Origin of the sequence: Arthrobacter sp. ISL-69 (assembly GCF_018613775.1) — a bacterium.
Lineage (GTDB): Bacteria > Actinomycetota > Actinomycetes > Actinomycetales > Micrococcaceae > Arthrobacter.
Map to the genome: position 1 here is coordinate 106,448 of NZ_JAGGPO010000018.1, position 19,773 is coordinate 126,220.

Annotated in this window: 16 protein-coding genes, 2 tRNA genes and 1 pseudogene; 14 read left to right on the forward strand and 5 right to left on the reverse strand. The window is 65.9% G+C overall.

From position 1 onward, the window contains the following. The first annotated feature begins 21 nt into the window (after nucleotides 1-21). The 9 genes and pseudogenes from J7I79_RS12705 to J7I79_RS12745 all read left to right on the forward strand — a co-directional run bounded on the left by J7I79_RS12705 (nucleotide 22) and on the right by J7I79_RS12745 (nucleotide 8,788). A complete protein-coding gene (locus J7I79_RS12705) occupies nucleotides 22-675 on the forward strand; it encodes an MOSC domain-containing protein (RefSeq protein ID WP_214953667.1) in 654 nt (217 codons plus the stop codon). A gap of 433 nt (nucleotides 676-1,108) precedes the next feature. After that, a complete protein-coding gene (locus J7I79_RS12710) occupies nucleotides 1,109-3,340 on the forward strand; it encodes a DEAD/DEAH box helicase (RefSeq protein WP_214953669.1) in 2,232 nt (743 codons plus the stop codon). Between the two features lie 234 nt (nucleotides 3,341-3,574). After that, nucleotides 3,575-3,646, forward strand: a tRNA-Thr gene (locus J7I79_RS12715). Nucleotides 3,647-3,708: 62 nt separating this feature from the next. Further along, a tRNA-Met gene (locus J7I79_RS12720) sits at nucleotides 3,709-3,785 on the forward strand. A 121-nt stretch (nucleotides 3,786-3,906) separates the two neighbouring features. After that, nucleotides 3,907-4,704 (forward strand): annotated as a pseudogene (gene yidC / locus J7I79_RS12725) (membrane protein insertase YidC); the annotation flags it as partial. 140 nt (nucleotides 4,705-4,844) lie between these two features. Continuing rightward, complete coding sequence (locus J7I79_RS12730; protein WP_214953673.1) at nucleotides 4,845-5,354, forward strand: RNA polymerase sigma factor; 510 nt, start codon at nucleotides 4,845-4,847, stop codon at nucleotides 5,352-5,354. A gap of 1 nt (nucleotide 5,355) precedes the next feature. Further along, on the forward strand, nucleotides 5,356-6,345 hold the full coding sequence (locus J7I79_RS12735; RefSeq protein ID WP_214953675.1) for a hypothetical protein: 990 nt from the start codon (nucleotides 5,356-5,358) through the stop codon (nucleotides 6,343-6,345). A 122-nt stretch (nucleotides 6,346-6,467) separates the two neighbouring features. Then, nucleotides 6,468-7,127: an NAD(P)H-binding protein gene (locus J7I79_RS12740; protein ID WP_214953677.1), complete on the forward strand. Its 660-nt coding sequence runs from the start codon at nucleotides 6,468-6,470 to the stop codon at nucleotides 7,125-7,127. An 89-nt stretch (nucleotides 7,128-7,216) separates the two neighbouring features. Next, a complete protein-coding gene (locus J7I79_RS12745) occupies nucleotides 7,217-8,788 on the forward strand; it encodes a Na+/H+ antiporter (protein ID WP_214953679.1) in 1,572 nt (523 codons plus the stop codon). Between the two features lie 25 nt (nucleotides 8,789-8,813). Here the strand turns inward: J7I79_RS12745 and J7I79_RS12750 are convergent, their stop codons facing one another. Beyond that, a complete protein-coding gene (locus tag J7I79_RS12750) occupies nucleotides 8,814-10,016 on the reverse strand; it encodes an ROK family protein (protein WP_214953681.1) in 1,203 nt (400 codons plus the stop codon). A 224-nt stretch (nucleotides 10,017-10,240) separates the two neighbouring features. Between J7I79_RS12750 and J7I79_RS12755 the strand changes: the two genes are divergently transcribed. From J7I79_RS12755 to J7I79_RS12775, 5 genes are all read left to right on the forward strand, one after another. Next, complete coding sequence (locus tag J7I79_RS12755; protein ID WP_214953683.1) at nucleotides 10,241-11,542, forward strand: extracellular solute-binding protein; 1,302 nt, start codon at nucleotides 10,241-10,243, stop codon at nucleotides 11,540-11,542. 25 nt (nucleotides 11,543-11,567) lie between these two features. Next, nucleotides 11,568-12,521 carry a carbohydrate ABC transporter permease gene (locus tag J7I79_RS12760; RefSeq protein WP_137323561.1) on the forward strand — a complete coding sequence of 318 codons (954 nt, stop codon included), beginning with the start codon at nucleotides 11,568-11,570 and terminating at the stop codon, nucleotides 12,519-12,521. Continuing rightward, nucleotides 12,521-13,435: a carbohydrate ABC transporter permease gene (locus J7I79_RS12765; protein WP_251042755.1), complete on the forward strand. Its 915-nt coding sequence runs from the start codon at nucleotides 12,521-12,523 to the stop codon at nucleotides 13,433-13,435. Before J7I79_RS12760 ends, J7I79_RS12765 begins: the two co-directional genes overlap by 1 nt. 106 nt (nucleotides 13,436-13,541) lie before the next feature. Then, a complete protein-coding gene (locus J7I79_RS12770; RefSeq protein WP_214953685.1) occupies nucleotides 13,542-15,248 on the forward strand; it encodes an alpha-amylase family glycosyl hydrolase in 1,707 nt (568 codons plus the stop codon). Nucleotides 15,249-15,377: 129 nt separating this feature from the next. Continuing rightward, nucleotides 15,378-16,355 carry an aldo/keto reductase family oxidoreductase gene (locus J7I79_RS12775; protein ID WP_214953687.1) on the forward strand — a complete coding sequence of 326 codons (978 nt, stop codon included), beginning with the start codon at nucleotides 15,378-15,380 and terminating at the stop codon, nucleotides 16,353-16,355. A gap of 154 nt (nucleotides 16,356-16,509) precedes the next feature. Here J7I79_RS12775 and J7I79_RS12780 read toward each other — a convergent pair whose 3' ends face one another. Genes J7I79_RS12780 through J7I79_RS24240 form a run of 4 tightly spaced genes read right to left on the reverse strand, consistent with a single transcriptional unit; the run spans nucleotide 16,510 to nucleotide 19,682 of the window. Beyond that, nucleotides 16,510-17,430: a TauD/TfdA family dioxygenase gene (locus J7I79_RS12780; protein WP_214953689.1), complete on the reverse strand. Its 921-nt coding sequence runs from the start codon at nucleotides 17,428-17,430 to the stop codon at nucleotides 16,510-16,512. 55 nt (nucleotides 17,431-17,485) lie between these two features. Further along, on the reverse strand, nucleotides 17,486-18,382 hold the full coding sequence (locus tag J7I79_RS12785) for an ABC transporter permease (RefSeq protein WP_214953691.1): 897 nt from the start codon (nucleotides 18,380-18,382) through the stop codon (nucleotides 17,486-17,488). Further along, nucleotides 18,382-19,260, reverse strand: coding sequence for an ABC transporter ATP-binding protein (locus J7I79_RS12790; RefSeq protein WP_214953693.1), 879 nt, complete (start codon nucleotides 19,258-19,260; stop codon nucleotides 18,382-18,384). The genes J7I79_RS12785 and J7I79_RS12790 overlap by 1 nt, the downstream gene beginning before the upstream one ends. Beyond that, nucleotides 19,257-19,682, reverse strand: a complete 426-nt coding sequence (locus tag J7I79_RS24240) for a hypothetical protein (RefSeq protein ID WP_251042832.1) — start codon at nucleotides 19,680-19,682, stop codon at nucleotides 19,257-19,259. Before J7I79_RS24240 ends, J7I79_RS12790 begins: the two co-directional genes overlap by 4 nt. Nucleotides 19,683-19,773 lie beyond the last annotated feature (91 nt).

Genomic DNA, 19,773 nt, shown 5'->3' on the forward strand with positions numbered 1-19,773 from the left:
CCGCCCGCCTACACTGGTGCCATGGACACCGCATCTGTGCTTGCCGTCTGCCGGGTACATCAGCTTCTGAGCGATGAGGGAAGCGTGGGCGTTACCGCCATCGATAAACGTGCCGTCGACGGCCCGGTCAAGGTTCACAAGCTCGGGCTCCATGGGGACGTCCAGGCCAGCCGCATCCACCACGGCGGCGTGGACCAGGCGCTGTACGCCTATTCGCAGGACGACGCCGACTACTGGGTGGGTGAACTGCAGCGCGAACTGCCGCCCGGGATTTTCGGTGAGAACCTGCGCGTCGCGGGCATCGGCACCACCACCGCGGTGATCGGCGAACGGTGGAAGATCGGACTCGACGTCGAAGTCGAGGTCACCTCACCCCGTGTCCCGTGTGCCACGTTCCAGCGCCGCATGGACGAGTCCCAGTGGGTCAAGCGTTTCACCGAAGCGGGCCGGGTGGGCACCTACCTCCGCGTCATCAGGACCGGGACCATCCAGGCCGGCGACCATATCCACCGGCTGTTTGTTCCCACCCACGGCGTGACCGTCGGCAAGTGGTTCAGCGAGGCCACCGTCGAGGATATGGAAGCGCTGCGTGATGCAGACGCGGACGGCGAGATCCGCCTTCAGCCGGAGTACCACGACGAATTCGAGAAGATTCAGCGGCGCCTGGGCGTCTAGTTCCACCGGCTTCGGGCGGGCTGTGCGGCCCCATGTGCGCCCGCTGTGCGGCCCCGTGTGCGCAACGTCACCGCCCCTGGGCCACCTCCGGGTTAGTGCAACGCGGAACCATGCCTTACACTTGAAATATCCCCCACTCCGGAAATCCCTTATTCCTGCCCAATTTTTGAGGCAGGACTGGCAAGTGTTGGGGCCCGCACAAGCGATGCGGGCATTTTCATAGGGAGAGCCGGCTAAAGAAAACGCTGTACAGACTGCTGGGATAGCAGCCAAGAGATGCAGCGGGAAGTCCTGCCACGGGATTGCGAAAGCGCCGGACTTCTACGTGACCGGCCGGTCAATGTCTGCCCGGCGTCCAAACGGCACATGTACTGCGGCTCCGCTCACCTCGGGTTGTGCCGCCTGGCCCCCTATGGATGAGGAAAACTCCCCTATGCCCGAAATTCACAACGACGCTACCGCCGAAGCCGCAACCGTCGACACCCCTGCCGAAAACGCTACCCCGGTAGCCGGCGCTGCCCCCGTCTTCACCGAGGCCCCGGCACCTGCCGAAGCGCCTGCCGCTGAAGAAGCCATCGAGGCTGAAGCCCCGAAGTCTGAAGAAGCCCCGAAGGCTGAAGCCCCGAAGTCTGAAGAAGCCCCCAAGGCCGACCCGACGAGCGGCGAAACTGACACTGAAGCCGAAGGCATCCGCTTCGTGGACCTCGGCATCGACCCCCGCGTTCTTGCCGCCCTGCAGGATGTCGGCTACGAGAAGCCCTCACCCATCCAGGCAGCCACCATCCCGCTGCTCCTTGAAGGCCGCGACGTCGTGGGGCTGGCCCAGACCGGCACCGGTAAGACTGCAGCATTCGCAGTACCGGCACTGTCCCGCCTGGCTGAGCTCCACGACCTCAATGGCCCGTCCCGCAAGACGCAGGCCCTGGTCCTGGCTCCCACCCGTGAGCTGGCGCTCCAGGTTGCCGAGGCCTTCACCTCGTACGCCAAGCACATTGACGACTTCACTGTCCTCCCCGTCTACGGCGGCTCCGCCTACGGCCCCCAGCTCGCCGGCCTGCGCCGCGGTGCCCAGGTGGTTGTCGGTACTCCCGGCCGTGTGATCGACCACATCTCCAAGGGTTCCCTGGACCTGTCCGAGCTCCAGTACCTGGTGCTGGACGAGGCCGACGAAATGCTGCGCATGGGCTTCGCCGAAGACGTGGAGCAGATCTTCCAGCAGACGCCGTCCGACCGCCAGGTTGCCCTGTTCTCGGCCACCATGCCGAGCCAGATCCGCCGGATGTCCAAGCAGTACCTGAACAACCCGGCCGAGATCTCGGTGAAGTCCAAGACCACCACCGGTGCGAACACCCGCCAGCGTTACCTGCAGGTCATGGGCCCGCACAAGCTCGACGCGCTGACCCGCATCCTCGAGGTTGAAGAGTTCGACGGCGTCATCGCCTTCGTGCGCACCAAGATGGCCACCGAGGACCTGGCTGACAAGCTGAGGTCCCGCGGCTTCCAGGCTGCCGCCATCAACGGTGACATCCCGCAGCAGCAGCGCGAACGGACTGTCGATGCGCTGAAGGAAGGCCGCATCGATATCCTGGTGGCCACCGACGTCGCGGCCCGCGGCCTTGACGTTGAGCGCATCAGCCACGTGATCAACTACGACATCCCGCACGACACCGAGTCCTACGTGCACCGCATCGGCCGCACCGGCCGTGCAGGCCGCAGCGGTGACGCCGTGCTGTTCATGACCCCGCGGGAGAAGTACCTGCTGCGTTCCATTGAAAAAGCGACCCGCCAGCCGGTGGAGCAGATGCACCTGCCCACGGCCGAGACCGTCAACACGCTTCGTCTGGGCAAGTTCGCCGAGCGCATCACGGAGACCCTCGAGTCCGAAGACGTCTCGGCCTTCCGCGACCTCATTGCCTCCTACGAGGAAGAGCACAACGTTCCGGCCGCCGAGATCGCTGCAGCACTTGCCGTGATGGCCCAGGGCGGACAGCCGCTCCTGGTCAAGGAACTGCCTGCTGCTCCCGAGTTCCAGAAGCGCGAACGCGCCAAGGACGGCTTCGGTTCACGTGGCCCCACCCGCACCCTGACCGAGGGCAACGCCACATACCGGATCGCCGTCGGACGCCGCCAGCGCGTCATGCCGGGTTCCATCGTTGGCGCCATTGCCAACGAGGGCGGCATTTCCTCCGCACAGATCGGCGGCATCGACATCCGCTCGGACCACTCCCTCGTGGAGCTTCCGGCGGACCTGAGCGCCGACCAGCTTAAGGCCCTGTCCCGCACCCGGATCGGCGGCGAGCTGATCCACCTCGAGCTGGACAACGGCCGCAAGCCGTCCGGTGGCGGCGGCGAGCGTGGCGGTTACCAGGGCAACCGTGGCGGCGACCGCGGCGGTTACTCCGGCGGCGGCGACCGTGGCGGCAACTTCAAGGGCAACGGCGGGTTCAAGAAGGAATTCCGCAAGAGCGACGGCGAGCGTTCCTCCGCTGACCGCGGCGGCCGTTCATACAGCGACCGTTCGGAGCGCACTGTTGGCGCTGACAGCGGCGCCACCCGCGGCCAGGCCAGTGACTCCCGCTTCGGCGGCCACGGTGACGGCTCACGCAAGCCCCGCCACGGCAACGAAGGCGGCCAGGGCGGCTTCAACCGCAAGGGCAAGTGGTAACCACTAGCAACACCAGACACTAAGAACGGGCCGGCAATCAGCCGGCCCGTTTTTCTTTAACCGGCACCCTGTGTTGGCTTCATCACATCAGTGCTGCGGAGAGCGTCACGGGGTCCGCCGACAGCGGCGAAATGCCTGGAATTCCGGGCTTTTCGGCGGATTTTCCAGCCTCGCGGACCTGTCCCGCCGCCGATTTGTTGGGAGCGGAATCTTCCGGTAGAGTATTTACTCGTTGCCCCCCTAGCTCAGTGGTAGAGCGCGTTCTTGGTAAGAACGAGGTCACCGGATCGATTCCGGTGGGGGGCTCTGAATGAGGGCCTGTGTCAAGGCGGTTTTTGACCGGCTTGATGCAGGTTTTTCTCATTCGTGGCGGTGTAGCTCAGTTGGTTAGAGCGCACGACTCATAATCGTGAGGTCGGGAGATCGAGCCTCCCCACCGCTACCAGGCAGAACCCCCGGGATCCTTGAGATTCCGGGGGTTCTTTGTTTTTCAGCCGTTGGGGTGTCCCCGCCGCCAGGACCGTGACAACCGGCCTGTTTCGCCGTAGCTTTGCAGCACCAAGCGGATGGGGATCTCGGTGGACTTTGAAACAATCATGCTTCCGTTCCAATGGCTGGTTTCCATCATCATGGTGGGCTTCCATGAGGGGTTGAGCGCCATTGGCATGCCGGCGGCCGACGGCTGGACGTGGACGCTTTCCATCGTTGGACTGGTGCTGGTCATCCGTGCCGCCCTGATCCCAGTGTTCCTGAAGCAGCTCGACGCCCAGCGCCGAATGCGGCTGCTCCAGCCGGACCTGAAAAAGCTCCAGGAGAAATACCGCGGCAAGACCGACCAGCTCTCCCGCCAGGCCATGGCGCAGGAACAGATGGCAATGTACAAGAAGCACGGCACCAACCCGTTCTCGGCGTGCCTGCCCATGCTTATCCAGGTGCCGTTCTTCCTGGCCCTGTTCCAGGTGCTCTCCGGCATCAGCACTGCAGCGCACCAAGCCGAAGGCATCGGTGCCATGAGCCACGAGCAGGTGGTGCAGTTTGATCAGTCCAGCATCTTCGGCGCCCCGTTGTCCGCCACCATGCTTCATGGCACGCCCCCGGGCGGCAATGTTGTGGCGGTGTGGATCCTCTCGATCGTGATGATCCTGGCGATGACGGCAGCGCAGTTCATTACACAGAAGCTGATCATGGCTCGAACTATGACCGACGAGGCCATGGCGACTCCGTTCATGCGCCAGCAGAAAGCCATCCTCTACGTCCTGCCGGTCATCTTCGGCGCCGGCGGCATCGTGTTCCCCATCGGCGTCCTTATCTACTGGACCACCACCAACCTCTGGACCCTGGCGCAGCAGTACTTCGTCGACCGGGCGGTTGGTCACGGTCGGTCTTCCTAGGATCGGACTCGCAGGCATCAGCCGAAAAAATTCTGTGGTGTGGGTAACCTCTGGGTGGGTGCCGGAAACAATACAGATGACAGGCGGCTCAGGACACTACATCAGGGGGAACCGTGCTTTCCGAGCGTGAATTGGCGTTCATCGCCATACACAAAGACAGCTACGCAGGCGTTTTCCGGTTCGTCCGCCGAAGAGTGGAATCCCCGGAAGTGGCCGAGGAAATCGCTGCGGACGTCTTCCGGGTGGCGTGGCAGAAGTGGGCAGATGCACCACGGACGGATATCGCATGGCTCCTCACCGTGGCCCGGAACCTGATCGGGAATGCGTACCGGAGCCGTGACCGTCAGCAGGCGCTGCAGGAGAAACTGCGCGCCGCCGCTGTGCTGGCCGGCGGGCATGGATCCGAAATCGTTGCCGTGCACGATGCCATGGCAGCCATGCGGGAGAAGGACCGGGACATTCTCCAGTTGGCCTACTGGGACGGGCTGGACACGTCGGAGATAGCCGGCGTGTTGGAGTGCAGCGAGTCGGCGGCCAAAGTCCGGCTGCACCGGGCGCGGGCTGCGTTCCGGAAACAGATGCCTGCGGGCGCCGAAATGATCACACAGAGGATGGGTGCCTGAGATGGATCCGATCAAGAACACTATTTCCGCCGCGGATCCGTTGCACAAGGATCCGTCCGCACCTGACGGCGAAGAGGCGCTTCGTCACATCCTGTCCGAACCGGCCGCGTTCAGCGATCGCCTCCCTGCGGGTGAAACTTCGCTCGCGGAACGCAGGCTGCGGCGGGCCCGGTTGGCCGGTGTGGTCACCTTGGCAGCGGCAGCTGTCACCGTGGGTGTCCTGGCGGCCACCAACCTTGGTCCGCTGACTTCCGCGCCCGGGCCGGCGGGCACCGTCACTGCATCGGAAACACCAGTGCCGAGTGCATCGGAAATGCCGACGCCGGCTGCGTCGGTGGCGCCGCCCCTTGCGGAGAACACCACGACCGTACCGCCTCACGGCGAGCCTTCGCCGACGGGGACGCCGCCCCAGACGGCCCCCCGCCAGACCTTCGTCTTCCCCGACGGGCACATTTCCTTTGCCTACCCTGACGACTGGAGTGTCAGGACGGAGCAGGGGCCTTACCTGACCGAGGAGGCTAAGGCCGGCTCCGTGTACGCAGTGGTGCTTGACGGTTCCGGCTCCGAGGTGGCGCGGGTCCTCAGCGGGATGTATGGCGACGGCGCCGCGGGCAGCGTCAAGCGTACTGTTCTTGACCATGCGCCCGTGCCCGGGATCACCGACGCCTCGGGGATCCCCGCCGAGTTTGGCTTCGCCTCAGACCAGGTCCTCCCCGTCCCCTATCCCGGGATGCCGGAACCCACGGAGCCCGCGGACAGTTCCTCCCTCTACTACTTCATGGACGTCCGGCTCGCCCAGGAGTTCCTTCCGGCGCAGTCCCAGTCCGGAACCAACCAGATTCCCTTACCGAACGGCGTCATGTCTGCCTACGTTGTGTTCGACTTCGAAAAGCAGCCCGTCTTCGCCACCCCTGATGCCGCGAAGGCCTGGATGGCGAGCGAACAATACGCCCAGCTGAAGGCCCTGCTGCTCAGCCTGACCTACTCGTAGCCCGATCCCCGGGCCTGCGGGCACCAGATCCTCCCACCCGCTCCAGGTGGGAGGATCTGCTTTTGATTAAGCCCGTTGCGAGCGACGGTGCGGGCACTTGGCCGTTGCGACAGAATGGGTCAATGACGCGCATCGCAATCATCGGCGGCCACGGCAAAGTGGCTTTGGAACTGGCCAGAATCCTCGTGGCGGACGGTGAGGACGTCACGTCCTTCTTCCGCAACCCGGACCATACGGAGGACGTCGCGGCGACGGGCGCCACGCCGTCGGTCCTGGACGTTGAACACACGACGACGGCGGAACTCATCGGCGCCCTCCGCGGCCATGACGCCGTGGTGTGGTCAGCCGGTGCCGGCGGCGGCAGCCCCGACCGCACCTATGCGGTGGACCGGGACGCCGCCGTCCGTTCGATGGACGCGGCGGCGGAGGCCGGCGTCGGGCGCTACATCATGGTGTCCTACTTCGGTGCGGGACCCGACCACGGAGTTCCCGCCGACAACAGCTTCCACGCCTACGCCGAGGCGAAAGCCGCCGCGGACGAGTACCTGCGCGGCACGGACCTGGCCTGGACCATCCTGGGGCCCGGGTCGCTGACGGAGGGGCCGGGCAACGGGCTGATCGACGTCAACCCGGCGGACACCTCCGCGGGCACCGCCACCTCACGCGCCAATGTGGCCCTCGTGACGGCCGCCGTCCTGGGTTTGCCGGAAACCGCCGGCCGCACCATCGAATTCCGCGACGGCACCCTGCCGGTCGCCGCGGCGCTGGAGCCCGGCAACTAAACGGGGGGTGGCACCGACCCGCACCCGATATCGTGGAGGAGGCGCCTGCGCATCCCCGCGGGCACCTCCTCTTCGGGGAAAGTGAGCACATGGACCAGCTGGCACTCATTATCGGGCTCCTGCTTGCCACGGTGGTGGCCGTGGGCCTGGGGGACCGGCTCCGGCTGCCCTATCCGGTGCTTATGCTGATCCTGGCGGCATCGCTGACGTTCATCCCCGGCTTTCCGGAAATGGACATCTCGCCGGAGCTGATCCTGCCCATCTTCCTGCCGCCGCTCCTGTTCGCCACCGCCCAGCGCAGCTCGTGGGCTGTGTTCAGGGTCCGCTGGCGCACGCTGATCATGCTCGCCGTGGCCCTGGTGATCGTGTCCACCGCCGCGGTGGCCGGGGCGGCCTGGCTCATGATCCCGGGAATCGGGATCCCCGCCGCCATCGCCCTGGGCGCCATGGTGGCCCCGCCGGACCCCGTTGCCGTGGAATCCGTGGCCGGCCGGGTGCACATGCCGCGGCGGCTCATCACCGTCCTGCAGAGCGAGGGCCTCTTCAACGACGCCGCCGCCATCGTCATCTTCCAGGCCGCCGTTGCCGCCGCCGTTTCCGGCAGCCGGATAGGGCCCGACGTCGTCCTCAAGTTCCTTGTAGGGGCGGCGGTCGCGGTGCTGGTCGGCATTGCCATGGGCTGGGTCACGGCGCTGATCACGCGGCTCGTGGCGTCCATGGTGGCCCGCAGCTCGGTCACCCTCGTGGTGCCCTTCGCGGCATACATCCTCGCCGAGGAGGTGCACGCCTCCGGCGTGATCGCCGTCGTCGTTACCGCCCTGGAGATGCAGCGCCACTCCCGGCCCCAGGACGCCGCCGAGAGGGTCACGCGCACGGCCTTCTGGGACGTGGTGGAGCTACTGGTCACGGGGCTGGCGTTCGGGCTGGTGGGACTGGAAATCCGCCACGTCATCCACGACGAAGGCACTGAAATCTACGGCATGATCGGAACCGCGGTGGTGGTGTGCATCATTGTGTTCGCCGTCCGGTTCCTGTGGCTCGCCCTCCTGGCGGCCTCGGCACGCAAGCGGGAGAACCTGCTGCAGCCCACGTCGGCCAAGGAGGTCCTGATCCTGACCTGGTGCGGCATGCGGGGCCTTGCGACGCTGGCGCTTGCCCTGGCCCTGCCACTGACCTTGGCGGACGGCACTCCCTTCCCGGCGCGTGACCAGCTGCTGGTCATCGCCTGCGCGGTGCTGCTGGCCACGCTTGTACTGCCCGGCCTGACGCTGCCCTGGCTGATGAAGGTGCTGAAGGCCACCGGGGACGGTTCGGAGGAACGCGACGCCGCCCGGGTGCTGGCCAAGCGGGCGCAGCAGGCTGCCGTCGCCGCGCTGAAGGACAACGACCTCATGAAGGAGCTCCCGCCGGAGAAGGTGGCATTGGTCAAGGAGAAGATGACGCGCCTGCATGCGGAGCTCCTGGACGGAAGCCTGAAGAACGAAAGCGTGGGGGAGAAGCGCAAGCGCGGCCGCGAACTGGCCATTGCCGTGCAGACCATTGCGCTCGATGCCGCCCGCCAGGAAGTGGTGGCAGCCCGGAACGAACCGGACATGGACCCGGAAGTCGCGGACCGCGTGCTCCGCCAGCTGGACCTGCGCACCATGATCATGCCGGAGTAGGCTGCTCCCGCCGACGATGCCCAGCCTAGTCCGGGGCCGCAAGCTCCAGGTCAAGGGTGTTTTTCTCGACGTAGTCCAGGGCGCACCGCACGGCACCCACGGTCACGATTGAGTCGCCGAGGGGGGAGACCGCCACCGTCGGGGGAGTGGCCGTGAACTCCTTCAGTCGTTCGGCGATCGGCCCAAGCAGCACGCCCGCCGAGTTTGCCACCGCGCCGCCAATGACCACCAACTCGGGGTTGATCATGGTGGCCACGGCCCCGATGACCCTGGCCATCCTGTCTGCCAGCCGGTCGAGGATTTTCAGGGCAACGGCGTCTCCGGCGGCGGCAGCGGCGAAAACGTGCTCCGCCTCGACGCCTGCGCCGGAGTGCTCACGAAGTGAGGTTTTGGCCTTGCCGGCAAGGGCGTCTGCGGCCCATCCCCTCGCCAGGGATGCGATGCCGAAGGTGTCGCCCACGCCCTCGACCATGTCGAGGAAGGCGAGCTCACCGGCACCGCCCCCGCGGCCGTGCAGCAGCCGCCCGCCGTCGATCACTCCCGAACCCAGCCGTTCACTGGCGAGGATAACCACGACGTCGTCCACGCCGGCCGCCGCCCCGCGCCAGCGGTCCCCCAGAGCGGCGAGGTTGGCGTCGTTTTCCAGCAGCACAGTCCACCCGCGCCGGTCCAGCAGCGCCGCCTTCAGGCCGACGTCGAACAGTCCCCAGAAGTGCTGGGTCACCAGCACGTCGCCGTTGCGGTCCACCGGGGCCGCGATGCCGGCGCAGACGGCGAGCACGGAGTCAGGGGAGGCCCCCACGCCGTGCAGGGCCATCATGGCGGTCCGGTCAATGACGGCGATCCGTTCCTCGGCCGAAATTTCGGCACCGGCGAACGGCTGGCTGGACCGGCCCAGGGTTTTGCCGCGGAGATCGGACACCACCACCGTGGCCTTGGAGATGCCCACGTCCATGCCCAGGACATAGCCTGCGCGCTCGTTGAGCTCGAACCGCCGTGCCGGCCTGCCTTTCTGGTAGCCGCCAAATGCCCGCTGGTTTTCCAGCTCCGTGATCCAGCCGCGATGCATGAGGTCCTCGCACACGGAGATTGCTGTAGCCCGGGTGAGTCCGGTGGCTTCCATGACTTCAGTGACCGTCACCGCCTGCGAGGCGCGCATGAATTCCAGCACCGCTCCGGCGCTCACGCGCCGCAAAAGCTGGGGCGTTGCAGCAGTCATTTCAGACATGGTGTTGACCTCTCTGTGCTTTGCACCACATAATACTTGAGGAACTAAATTTAGATTCCATATAAACTCAGACCATATGGACCGGACGGCCGCCGACCACTGGCTTTACTTCCAGCCCTTCACTCAGCCTTTTGCAAAGGAGCAACTGTGAACCGCATCCTGAAGCACTGCCCGCCCGGACCCCGGCACCAGCCCCGCCACCCACGCACGTCAGCCCCCGCCCTGTGAACGCCGCCGCGCCCGCATCACTGCTGAGCAGGCGTTCGCTGCTCCGGGCCGCCGGCCTGGCCGGTGCAGCCGCCATGATTCCCCTTAGCGGCTGCGCGTCAACGTCCGGCCCGCAGAACGGCCTCACCACCCTGCGCTTCATGCAGAACAAGCCCGAGGTGGTGGCCTACTTCAACCAGGTCATCAAGGACTTCGAGGCGCTGAACCCGGACATCCACGTGGTCCAGGACTTCAATGAGGGCAACTTCGTTCCCGGGCTGGTCCGCAACGATCCTCCGGACGTGGTGACCCGTGGCTTCGCGCAGGCCACCGCCGATTTCGTCCGGAAAGGCATCTTCGCCGACCTCTCGGACCTGCCCGTGGCCGCCGGCATCGACCCGAAGATGCAGGAGCTCATCAGCTCCTGGGGCCAGTACAACGGCAACGAGGTCAGTGCGTTGCCGTTCTCGCTGGCCGCGGCCGGGGTCATCTACAACCGCGACATCTTCGAAGCGCAGGGTGTCGCCGTCCCCACCACGTGGAGCGGGTTCGTCGCGGCCTGCGAAACCTTCAAGGCCGCCGGCATTGCCCCGATCTACGGAACGTACAAAGACACGTGGACCCTCGCCCAGGGCATGTTCGACTATGTGTCCGGCGGCTCGCTGGACGTTGCGGACTTCTTTACCAGGATCAATGCCAGGGCCGCCCGCATCAGCAAGGACGCGGCCGAGTCGTTCTCCAACAACTTCGGCCCGGCGCTGCCCAAGATGCTGCAGCTCGCGTCCTACGCCCAGAGCGGCGCCGCCAGCAAGAACTACGCGGACGGCAATGCGGCGTTCGCCAAAGGCCAGGCAGCGATGTACCTGCAGGGCCCGTGGGCGCTGTCCCAGCTCGTTTCAGCCAACAAGAACATCAGGCTCGGGAGCTTCCCGCTGCCGGTGACGGACAACGCCGAGGAAACCAAAGCCCGCGTGAACGTGGACATGGCGCTCTCGATCACCCGCAACACGCCCAACATGGCCGCGGCGCAGAGGTTCGTCAACTACCTGCTGGAGCCGTCCGTGGTGAACACGTTCAACGAAAAGAACGCGGCCTTCTCACCCCTCAAGGACGCTCCCGCCGTCAGCAACCCGCAGATCAGCGGGCTCGGCGAGTCGGTCAAGGAAGGACGCTACTACCAGGGCGCGGCGACCTACTTCCCGCCGTCAGTGCCCCTGAACAACTACATCCAGTCCTTCGTGTACGGCAAGAACGGCGAGCAGTTCCTTTCAGCGCTCGACGACGAATGGCGCCGCGTTGCCGAGCGCACCGCAGTCTGATCCCACCCCGACTCCAGGAGTTCACATGACTACAACTTCCCGGGTGGCCCAGACAGCCCGTCCCGCAGAAGGCAAGACCCCGGCCTCAGCCTCCACAGGCACCGGAGCATTCCGGTCCAAGAGCAAGATCGACCCCACGTACTACTGGATGGTGGTGCCGGTACTGGCACTGTTCGCCTTCTTCATCACCCTGCCGGCACTCGTGGGCGTCTTCTTCAGCCTCACGAACTACGCCGGTTACGGCGACTGGAAGTTCATCGGGCTGATGAACTACGTCAACATCTTCAAGGACCCGGCAGTACTGCAGTCCTACATCTTCACCTTCGTGTTCGCCCTGACCACCACAGTGGTGGTCAACGTCGTGGCGCTCGCCATTGCACTGGGACTGAACGCGAAAATCAAATGGCGCACCGGCATCCGCACCGTCTTCTTCATACCCATGGTGCTGTCCGCGCTGATCGTCTCCTTCGTGTTCAACTACCTTTTCTCCAACACGCTTCCGGTGCTTGCGGAGCGGTTCGGAATGACCCCGCTCGCCACCAGCATCCTCGCCAATGAGAACCTGGCCTGGATCGCCATCGTGGTGGTCACTGTCTGGCAGGCGGCGCCCGGCGCCACCATCATCTACCTGGCAGGACTCCAGAGTGTCCCTTCCGAGGTCTATGAAGCCGCGGACCTGGACGGTGCCGGCAGTTTCCGCCAGTTCCTCAGCCTGACGCTGCCGCTGATCCTGGGCTACCTGGTGATCAACGTGATCCTCGGGTTCAAGGGCTTCCTGGGGACCTACGAGATCATCGTGGGCCTCACCGGCGGAGGTCCCGGCATGGCGACGCAGTCCGTGGCCATGCGCATCTTCTCCGGCTTCACGGGCGGCGACTACTCCTACCAGATGGCGAACGCCGTCATCTACTTCCTGATCACCCTGCTGATCTCCGTCATCCAGCTGCGCCTCATCCAGCGCCGGGGGGTTTCACTCTAATGACCGTTTACACACGCCCCGAGCCCATCACCGGAGCCGCAGCGCCCACCGGCGCCACACCGGGCTTCCGCAAGAACCGCAGGTCCAACCGCGAGGGCTTCAAGGTCAACTGGTGGCTCACCGCACTGATGCTGGTGGCCTCGCTGACCGTCCTTCTGCCGTTGTACTTCACCGTGGCCATGGCACTGAAGTCCCCGGACCAGATCGGAACCGGCACGGGCCTCGCCTGGCCCAACCCGATGAACTGGGAAAACTTCGCCGCCGCCTACGTGGCCACCAACTTCCCGCGGGCATTCATGTCTACCGGGTTTGTTACCGTGCTGAGCGTCCTCGGTTCGCTGGCCTGCAGCTCCCTGGTGGCCTACGCCATTGCCCGGAACTGGAACCACAGGTTCTTCCGGGGCTCGTTCGTCTACCTGCTCTCGGCGATGTTCATTCCCTTCCCCGTGATCATCCTGCCGCTCATCAAGCAGACAGCGCTCCTTGGCCTGGACAACCCGGCCGGTGTCGTGTTCCTGCACGTACTCGGCGGAATCTCGTTCAATACGCTGCTGTACATTGCCTTCGTACGTTCCATTCCCGTGGAGCTGGAAGAGTCGGCACGCATGGACGGCGCCACCACGTGGCAGGTGTTCCGCAGGATCATCTTCCCGCTGCTGGCTCCCATGAACGCAACCGTGGGGATCTTCGCCTTCCTCGGCTCCTGGAATGACTTCCTGCTGCCACAGATGATGATCGCGGACCCCGCACTGCAGACCCTCCCCGTGGTGCAGATGCTTTTCCAGGGCGAATTCAACACCAACTACAGCCTCGCCTTCGCGTCGTACCTGATGGCCATGGCGCCCACGCTGGTGGTTTACATCCTCGCCCAGCGTTGGGTACTGTCCGGAGTCATGCGCGGTGCAGTGAAGTAACCGAAGTAACCGGCGACGTAGCCAGTGAAAAAGGCGCAAGGCATCCGGACGCGCCCATCCATTTTTCCCGTAACAAAACAACCAACCCAAGAAAAGGAAATTTCTTTTGTCCACCACCGCCACTCTGGCAACCCTGTCCGATTCAAACCTCGCAGCCGATCCCAACTGGTGGCGCCAGGCCTCCGTTTACCAGATCTATCCGCGCAGCTTCTCGGATTCGAACGGTGACGGCCTGGGCGACATCAAAGGCATCACGGCCAAGGTGCCGTACCTGAAGGAACTGGGGATCGACGCCGTCTGGCTGAGCCCGTTCTACCCGTCCGCGCTCGCGGACGGCGGCTACGACGTCGACGATTACCGCGACGTGGACCCCAAGCTGGGCACCCTGGATGACTTCGCCGAGATGTCCGCCGCGCTCCACGAAGCCGGCATCAAGCTCATTGCGGACATCGTCCCCAACCACTCCTCCGACCGGCACGAATGGTTCAAGGAGGCCCTGGCCGCGCCGAAGGGCTCCGTTGCGCGCGAGCGCTACATCTTCCGTGACGGCCTGGGCAAGAACGGCGAGCTGCCGCCGTCGGACTGGGACTCCGTCTTCGGCGGTCCCGCCTGGGAGCGCATCACCGAACCGGACGGCACCCCCGGCCAGTGGTACCTTCACATCTTCGCCAAGGAGCAGCCGGACCTGAACTGGGCCAACCGCGAGATCCGCGACGACTTCCTGAAGACCCTGCGCTTCTGGTCCGACCGCGGCGTGGACGGCTTCCGCGTGGACGTGGCGCACGCCCTGACCAAGGACCTCACCGAGCCGCTGCTCTCCAAGGCCGAACTCACCGAGGACAACACCGGCACTGACGGCTTCCCGGACGGCTCGCACCCGTTCTGGGACCGCGACGAGGTCCACGAGATCTACGCCGAATGGCGTGAGGTGTTCAACGAGTACAACCCGCCGCGCACCGCCGTCGCCGAGGCCTGGGTGCACGCCACGCGCCGCGCCCGCTACGCCAGCCCGCAGGGCCTGGGCCAGGCGTTCAACTTCGACCTGCTGCAGGCCGATTTTGATGCCGAGGAGTTCCAGGAAATCATCACCCGGAACCTCTCCGAAGCGACGGCAACCGGGGCATCCTCGACCTGGGTCTTCTCCAACCACGACGTCGTCCGGCACGCCACCCGGTACGGCCTGCCGATGGGCGACGGCGTCCACGCCAAGGGCCAGGACGGCAAGGGCTGGCTGCTGGCCGGCGCCCCCGCCGAGGAACTGGACACGGAGCTGGGCCTGCGCCGCGCCCGTGCGGCCAGCCTGCTGATGCTGGCCCTCCCGGGCTCGGCCTACCTGTACCAGGGCGAGGAACTCGGCCTGCAGGAAGTCGGCGAGATCCCCGACGCCGAGCGCCAGGACCCGGCCTTCTTCCGCAACAAGGGCGTGGAGATCGGCCGCGACGGCTGCCGCGTGCCGCTGCCGTGGGCCACCGAGGGCGCCTCATTCGGTTTCGGCGCCGGGGACGCCCACCTGCCCCAGCCTGAATGGTTCAGCCGCTATGCCGTGGACGCCCAGGACGGCGTGGAGGGCTCCACCCTGGAGCTCTACCGCAAGGCGCTGAAGCTGCGCCGCGAGCTGCAAACCGCGGAAGAGCTGGAATGGGTGGAAACGGGCAACTCCCAGGTGCTGCAGTTCAGCCGGCACGGCGGCTGGCAGTCCGTGACCAACTTCGGTGTGGTGCCGGTGGAGCTCCCGGCAGGCGAGGTGCTGCTCAGCAGCGGCCCGCTGGTAGCCGGCGAGCTGCCCGGCAACACCACGGCCTGGCTGCGCTAAGGCCGGTGCCAGGCAGCATCCGTTAGCTTCACCATAAAACCCGTCCCGGTGGCGGTGCCCGGGCAGGGCACCGCCACCGGGGCTTTTTTGCCGCTGGGCCTTCGCCGGAGCAAGTGAAAGAGTGACGACATGAGTAAAAATGCTGCAAGCCAGGAACTGAGCCGTAAACAGGAACTGATCTATGGCTGCATGGGGCTGGGCGGCAGCTGGTCCGCCGAGCCGTACGCATCCGAGCACGTGGGCCAGGCGGACGCCGCCATCAACGCCGCGCTGGATTCCGGCATCACGCTGTTTGACCACGCTGACATTTACCGCGGCGGCAAGTCGGAGTCCGTCTTCGGTGAGGTCCTTGCGATTACGCCGGGCCTCCGGGAACGGATCCGGCTCCAGACCAAGTGCGGCATCCGGCTCAACGAGCAGGGGCTGGAGACGCACTACGACCTCAGCCGCGACGGCATCCTCGAACGGGTCAACGGCAGCCTGAAGCGGCTGAAGACCGAGTACGTGGATGTCCTTATGCTGCACCGCCCCGACCCGCTGGCGGACCCCGCCGAGGTGGCGTCCGCCGTCGGGCAGCTGATGCAGGAAGGCAAGGTGCGCCAGGTTGGCGTGTCCAACATGTCCGCCCCGCAGATCGAGGTGCTGCAGGACCACCTGGAAACACCGGTGGTTGCCAACCAGCTGGAAATGAGCCTGCTGAAACGGGCCTGGCTGGAAAGCACCGTGCTGGTCAACCATGCCGAGGGGCTGGACCACAGCTTCCCGCACGGCACCGTCGAGTTCTGCGGCCGGCAGGGGATCACGCTGCAGGCCTACGGGGCGCTGGCAAGGGGCCACTACACCGGGGCCCCGCCGGAAAGCCCGACGCCGGCAGAGGCCGCCACAGCGGCGCTCGTCGCCGACATGGCGAAGGCCATGGGAACCACCAGGGAAGCCATCCTCCTCGGCTGGCTCATGCGGCACCCGGCCGGGATCGCCCCCGTGATCGGCTCGGCCAACCCGGACCGGATCCGGGCCTGCGCCGGCGCTGCCCGTGTTGCCGCGGCCATGACCCGCGCCGAGTGGTACCGGCTGTGGGTCACCGCCCGGGGGAGCAACATCCCCTAAGCCCCTGCCCGCCCACGTTCCCCGCTTAACCCAACTAGGTCGCAGTAGATGTCGTTATGAGCGCTCAAAACGACATTAACTGCGACCTAGTTGGGTTGGCGGACAACTGATGGTGCCGGCCACCTTGCCGGCCACACGGAACCTCGGGCGGCACCTAGACCGGTGCCACCACCGAGTACGTGGACGAGTCTCCCTTCAGGGCCTGGCTCTGCTTGCCGTCCACACCCACCGGAACGTCGCCGGCAATGGTCACCCGGTTGAGCTTGCGCGGCTGGCCGTCATAGTTGTCCGGGGCGTAGTGCTGGGTGATGCGGTTGTCGAACAGGACCAGCTGGTTGGGCTCCCAGTTCACCCGCACCACGTTCTCGGGGCGCGTGACGTAGGCCTGCAGCAGCCGGATGATGTCCTTCGACTCGGTGTTGGACAGCCCCACGATCCGCAGCCGCTGCGCGAAGCCCCCAATGAACAATCCGCGCTCGCCGGTCAGCGGGTGCACCCGGACCACCGGGTGGGCTGTCTCGAACTTCAGCCGGGTGAACTCCTTGCGGCGTTCCTCGGCGTTCTGGTGCTCCAGGTTCTTGGGCACCGAGTAGTCGTAGTCGTTGGTGTGGATGGCCCACAGGCTGTCCGCGAAGTTCCGCAGTTCCTCCGGAAGGTCGGCGTACGCCCCGGCCGAGGACGCGATCAGGGTTTCCCCGCCGTAGGCCGGCAGGTCGATGCTGCGGAGCGTGGATGCCTGCGGCGGGTTCACCACGAAAGTGACGTCCGTGTGCCAGTTGTTGGCGGAGCCGTTCTCGCTGTCCACCGGCAGGACGTTTTCTTCGCCCTCAACGGAGGCCACGGTGGGGTGCGCCTTAGTGAGCGGCCCGAAGTGGCTGGCGAACTTCACCTGCTCCTCGCCCGTACGGATGTTGGCCTCGCGGAACACTAGGGCCTTGTGCTCGTTCAGGGCCGCGCGGATCCGGGCCACGGTATCCGCGGAGAGGTCCCCGCTGAGGTCCAGGCCGCGGATTTCAGCCCCGATGCGGGAGCCCAGCTTGGCGAATTCGAGCTTGGTTTTGGTGATGGTGGTCATTGCTTTTTCCTTACCGGTTGATGATGCGGACAGGCTGTTGGTGCTGGTGAAGCGGTCAGTTGCCGGCGCCGACGGCGGTGCGCCAGCGGGAGAAGTGCCGTTCCAGGGCGACGAGGAGGACGTTCACCGCCAGCCCCAGGATGGAGACGGTGAGGATGCCGGCGTACATGTCCGGGATGAGGAAGCTCATCTGCGAATTGACGATCAGGTAGCCCAGCCCGGCCTTGGCACCCACCATTTCGGCGGCGATGAGCACCAGGATGGAGGACGTGCCGGCCATCCGGATGCCCGTGAAAATCGTCGGGACAGCCGAGGGCAGGATGACCTTCTGGAAGAGCCGGAAGCTGTTCAGCCCCAGGGACCTCGCGGCCCGGATCAGCAGAGGATCCACGGTCCGGACGCCGGCGATGGTGTTCAGGAGCACCGGGAAGAACGCCGCGTAGGCCACGATGGTGATCTTCGATTCCTCGCCGATGCCCAGCAGCAGCGTGAACACCGGCAGCAGGGCCAGCGTCGCCGTATTGCGGAACAGCTCCAGCAGCGGGTTCAGGAATGAGCTCAGCCACCCGTACCAGGCGATCAGCAGCCCCAGCACCACGGCGGACACCACAGCGATGCTGAACCCGGAGACGGAACGCGTGAGGCTTGCCTGCAGGTGGTTCTGCAGCTGGCCGGTCTCTACCAGCTTCACGCCGGCCGCGAGGACCTCGTGCAGCGGCGGCAGGAACACCCGGGTGGAGGGGCTGGCCAGGTACGTCGGGCCGAGTCCCCACAGCGCCAGGAACAGCAGCACGGCGAGGGATTTCCAGCCGGCCCGTCCGGCGAGCCCGGCCAGGGCAGCGAACCTGGCCGCCGGCGTCGTGCGCTGTCCACTTTCCGGACCGGAACCGGTCTGCAGGGAAGGTTCGACGGCGGCAGCCGCCTCTGGCGGTCGGGTCAACACAGCGCTCATCAGGCAGCGCTCCTTTCCTTGGGTTGTTCGTCGGGGGCCGTGCCGTCGGGGAGGATCTTGCGGTGTCCGGAGCCCTGGGCGAGCCGGACCTCGTCGTGCAGGAGGGACCAGACCTGGTGCCGGTGCTCCACGAACGCCGGATGGGAGCGGATATCGTCCTCGCCGTCGCGGTCCGGGATGTTGATGTCCACGATTTCCTTGAGCCGGCCGGGCCGGGCGCTGAGCACGGCCACACGCTGGCCCAGGTACACGGCCTCGTCGATTCCGTGGGTAATGAAGACTATGGTTTTGCCCGTTGCCTTCCAGATCCGCAGCAGCTCGTCCTGGAGCTGCTCGCGGGTCTGCGCGTCCAGGGCGGCAAACGGTTCGTCCATCAGCAGGATGTCCGGCTCATAGGCGAGGCTTCTGGCGATGGCCACGCGCTGCTTCATACCGCCGGACAGTTCGTGCGGATAGCGGTCCTCAAACCCCGCCAGCCCCACCAGGTCGAGGAACTCGCTGGCCTTGGCGGCCCGTTCCTTCCGCGAAAGCCCGGAGTTCTCCAGCCCGATGGAGACGTTGGCCGACGCTGTCCGCCAGGGGAAGAGCGCGTACTGCTGGAAGACTACGGCCCGGTCCTGGCCCGGACCGGTCACTTCCTTGCCGTCCACCAGGACGCTTCCCGAGCTGGGCCGGGAGAGGCCGGCCAGCAGGTCCAGCAACGTGGTCTTGCCGGAGCCGCTGGGGCCCACGAGGGTGAGGAACTCTCCGGCAGCGACGTCCAGGCTGAGGTCATCCAGGGCCGTCAGCACGGACGGGCCGGCCTGGTTCCGGGTGCCTTTGCCCTGGCGCACCGCGAATTCCTTGGTGACGTTCCGGAGGCTGATTTTCGGCGTCATGGTTGTCCTTTCGTGTTGCTGGTGGTGGCGCCGGGGCTGGCTGTGCCGGAAGCCGCACCGGTGCCGGTTGCCAGGCCGTTGAACTCGTTCGTGTAGAGCTTGGGCAGGTCCAGGGCGCCGTCGATGATCCCGGCCGAGGTGAGGTAGTCGCTCCACAGGGTGAAGTCCGTGTCCTGGATGCGGCCGCCTGGCGAGGCAACCCCCACGCTCTTCCAGTACTTCAGGGCTTCGCTGGATTCGTTGCGGCCGCGTTTGGCGATGATCTCTTCGAACTTCGCGATCACCGTCTCGCGGGGCGTGGTGCGCTCCCATTCGATGGCCTTGGCGATGCCGGTCACGAGCTTCCGGCTCGTTTCCGGGTTGGCGGCCAGGAAGTCCTTGCGGATGACGTACTGGCCGGCGTCGAACGGGCCGCCGATCACGCCGACGTCGGTGAACAGGGCACGGACGCCCCCCCTCCGCGAGCGCCCGGTCCTGCAGCACCCCGCCGAGGGTGCCGGCGTCCACCTGTTT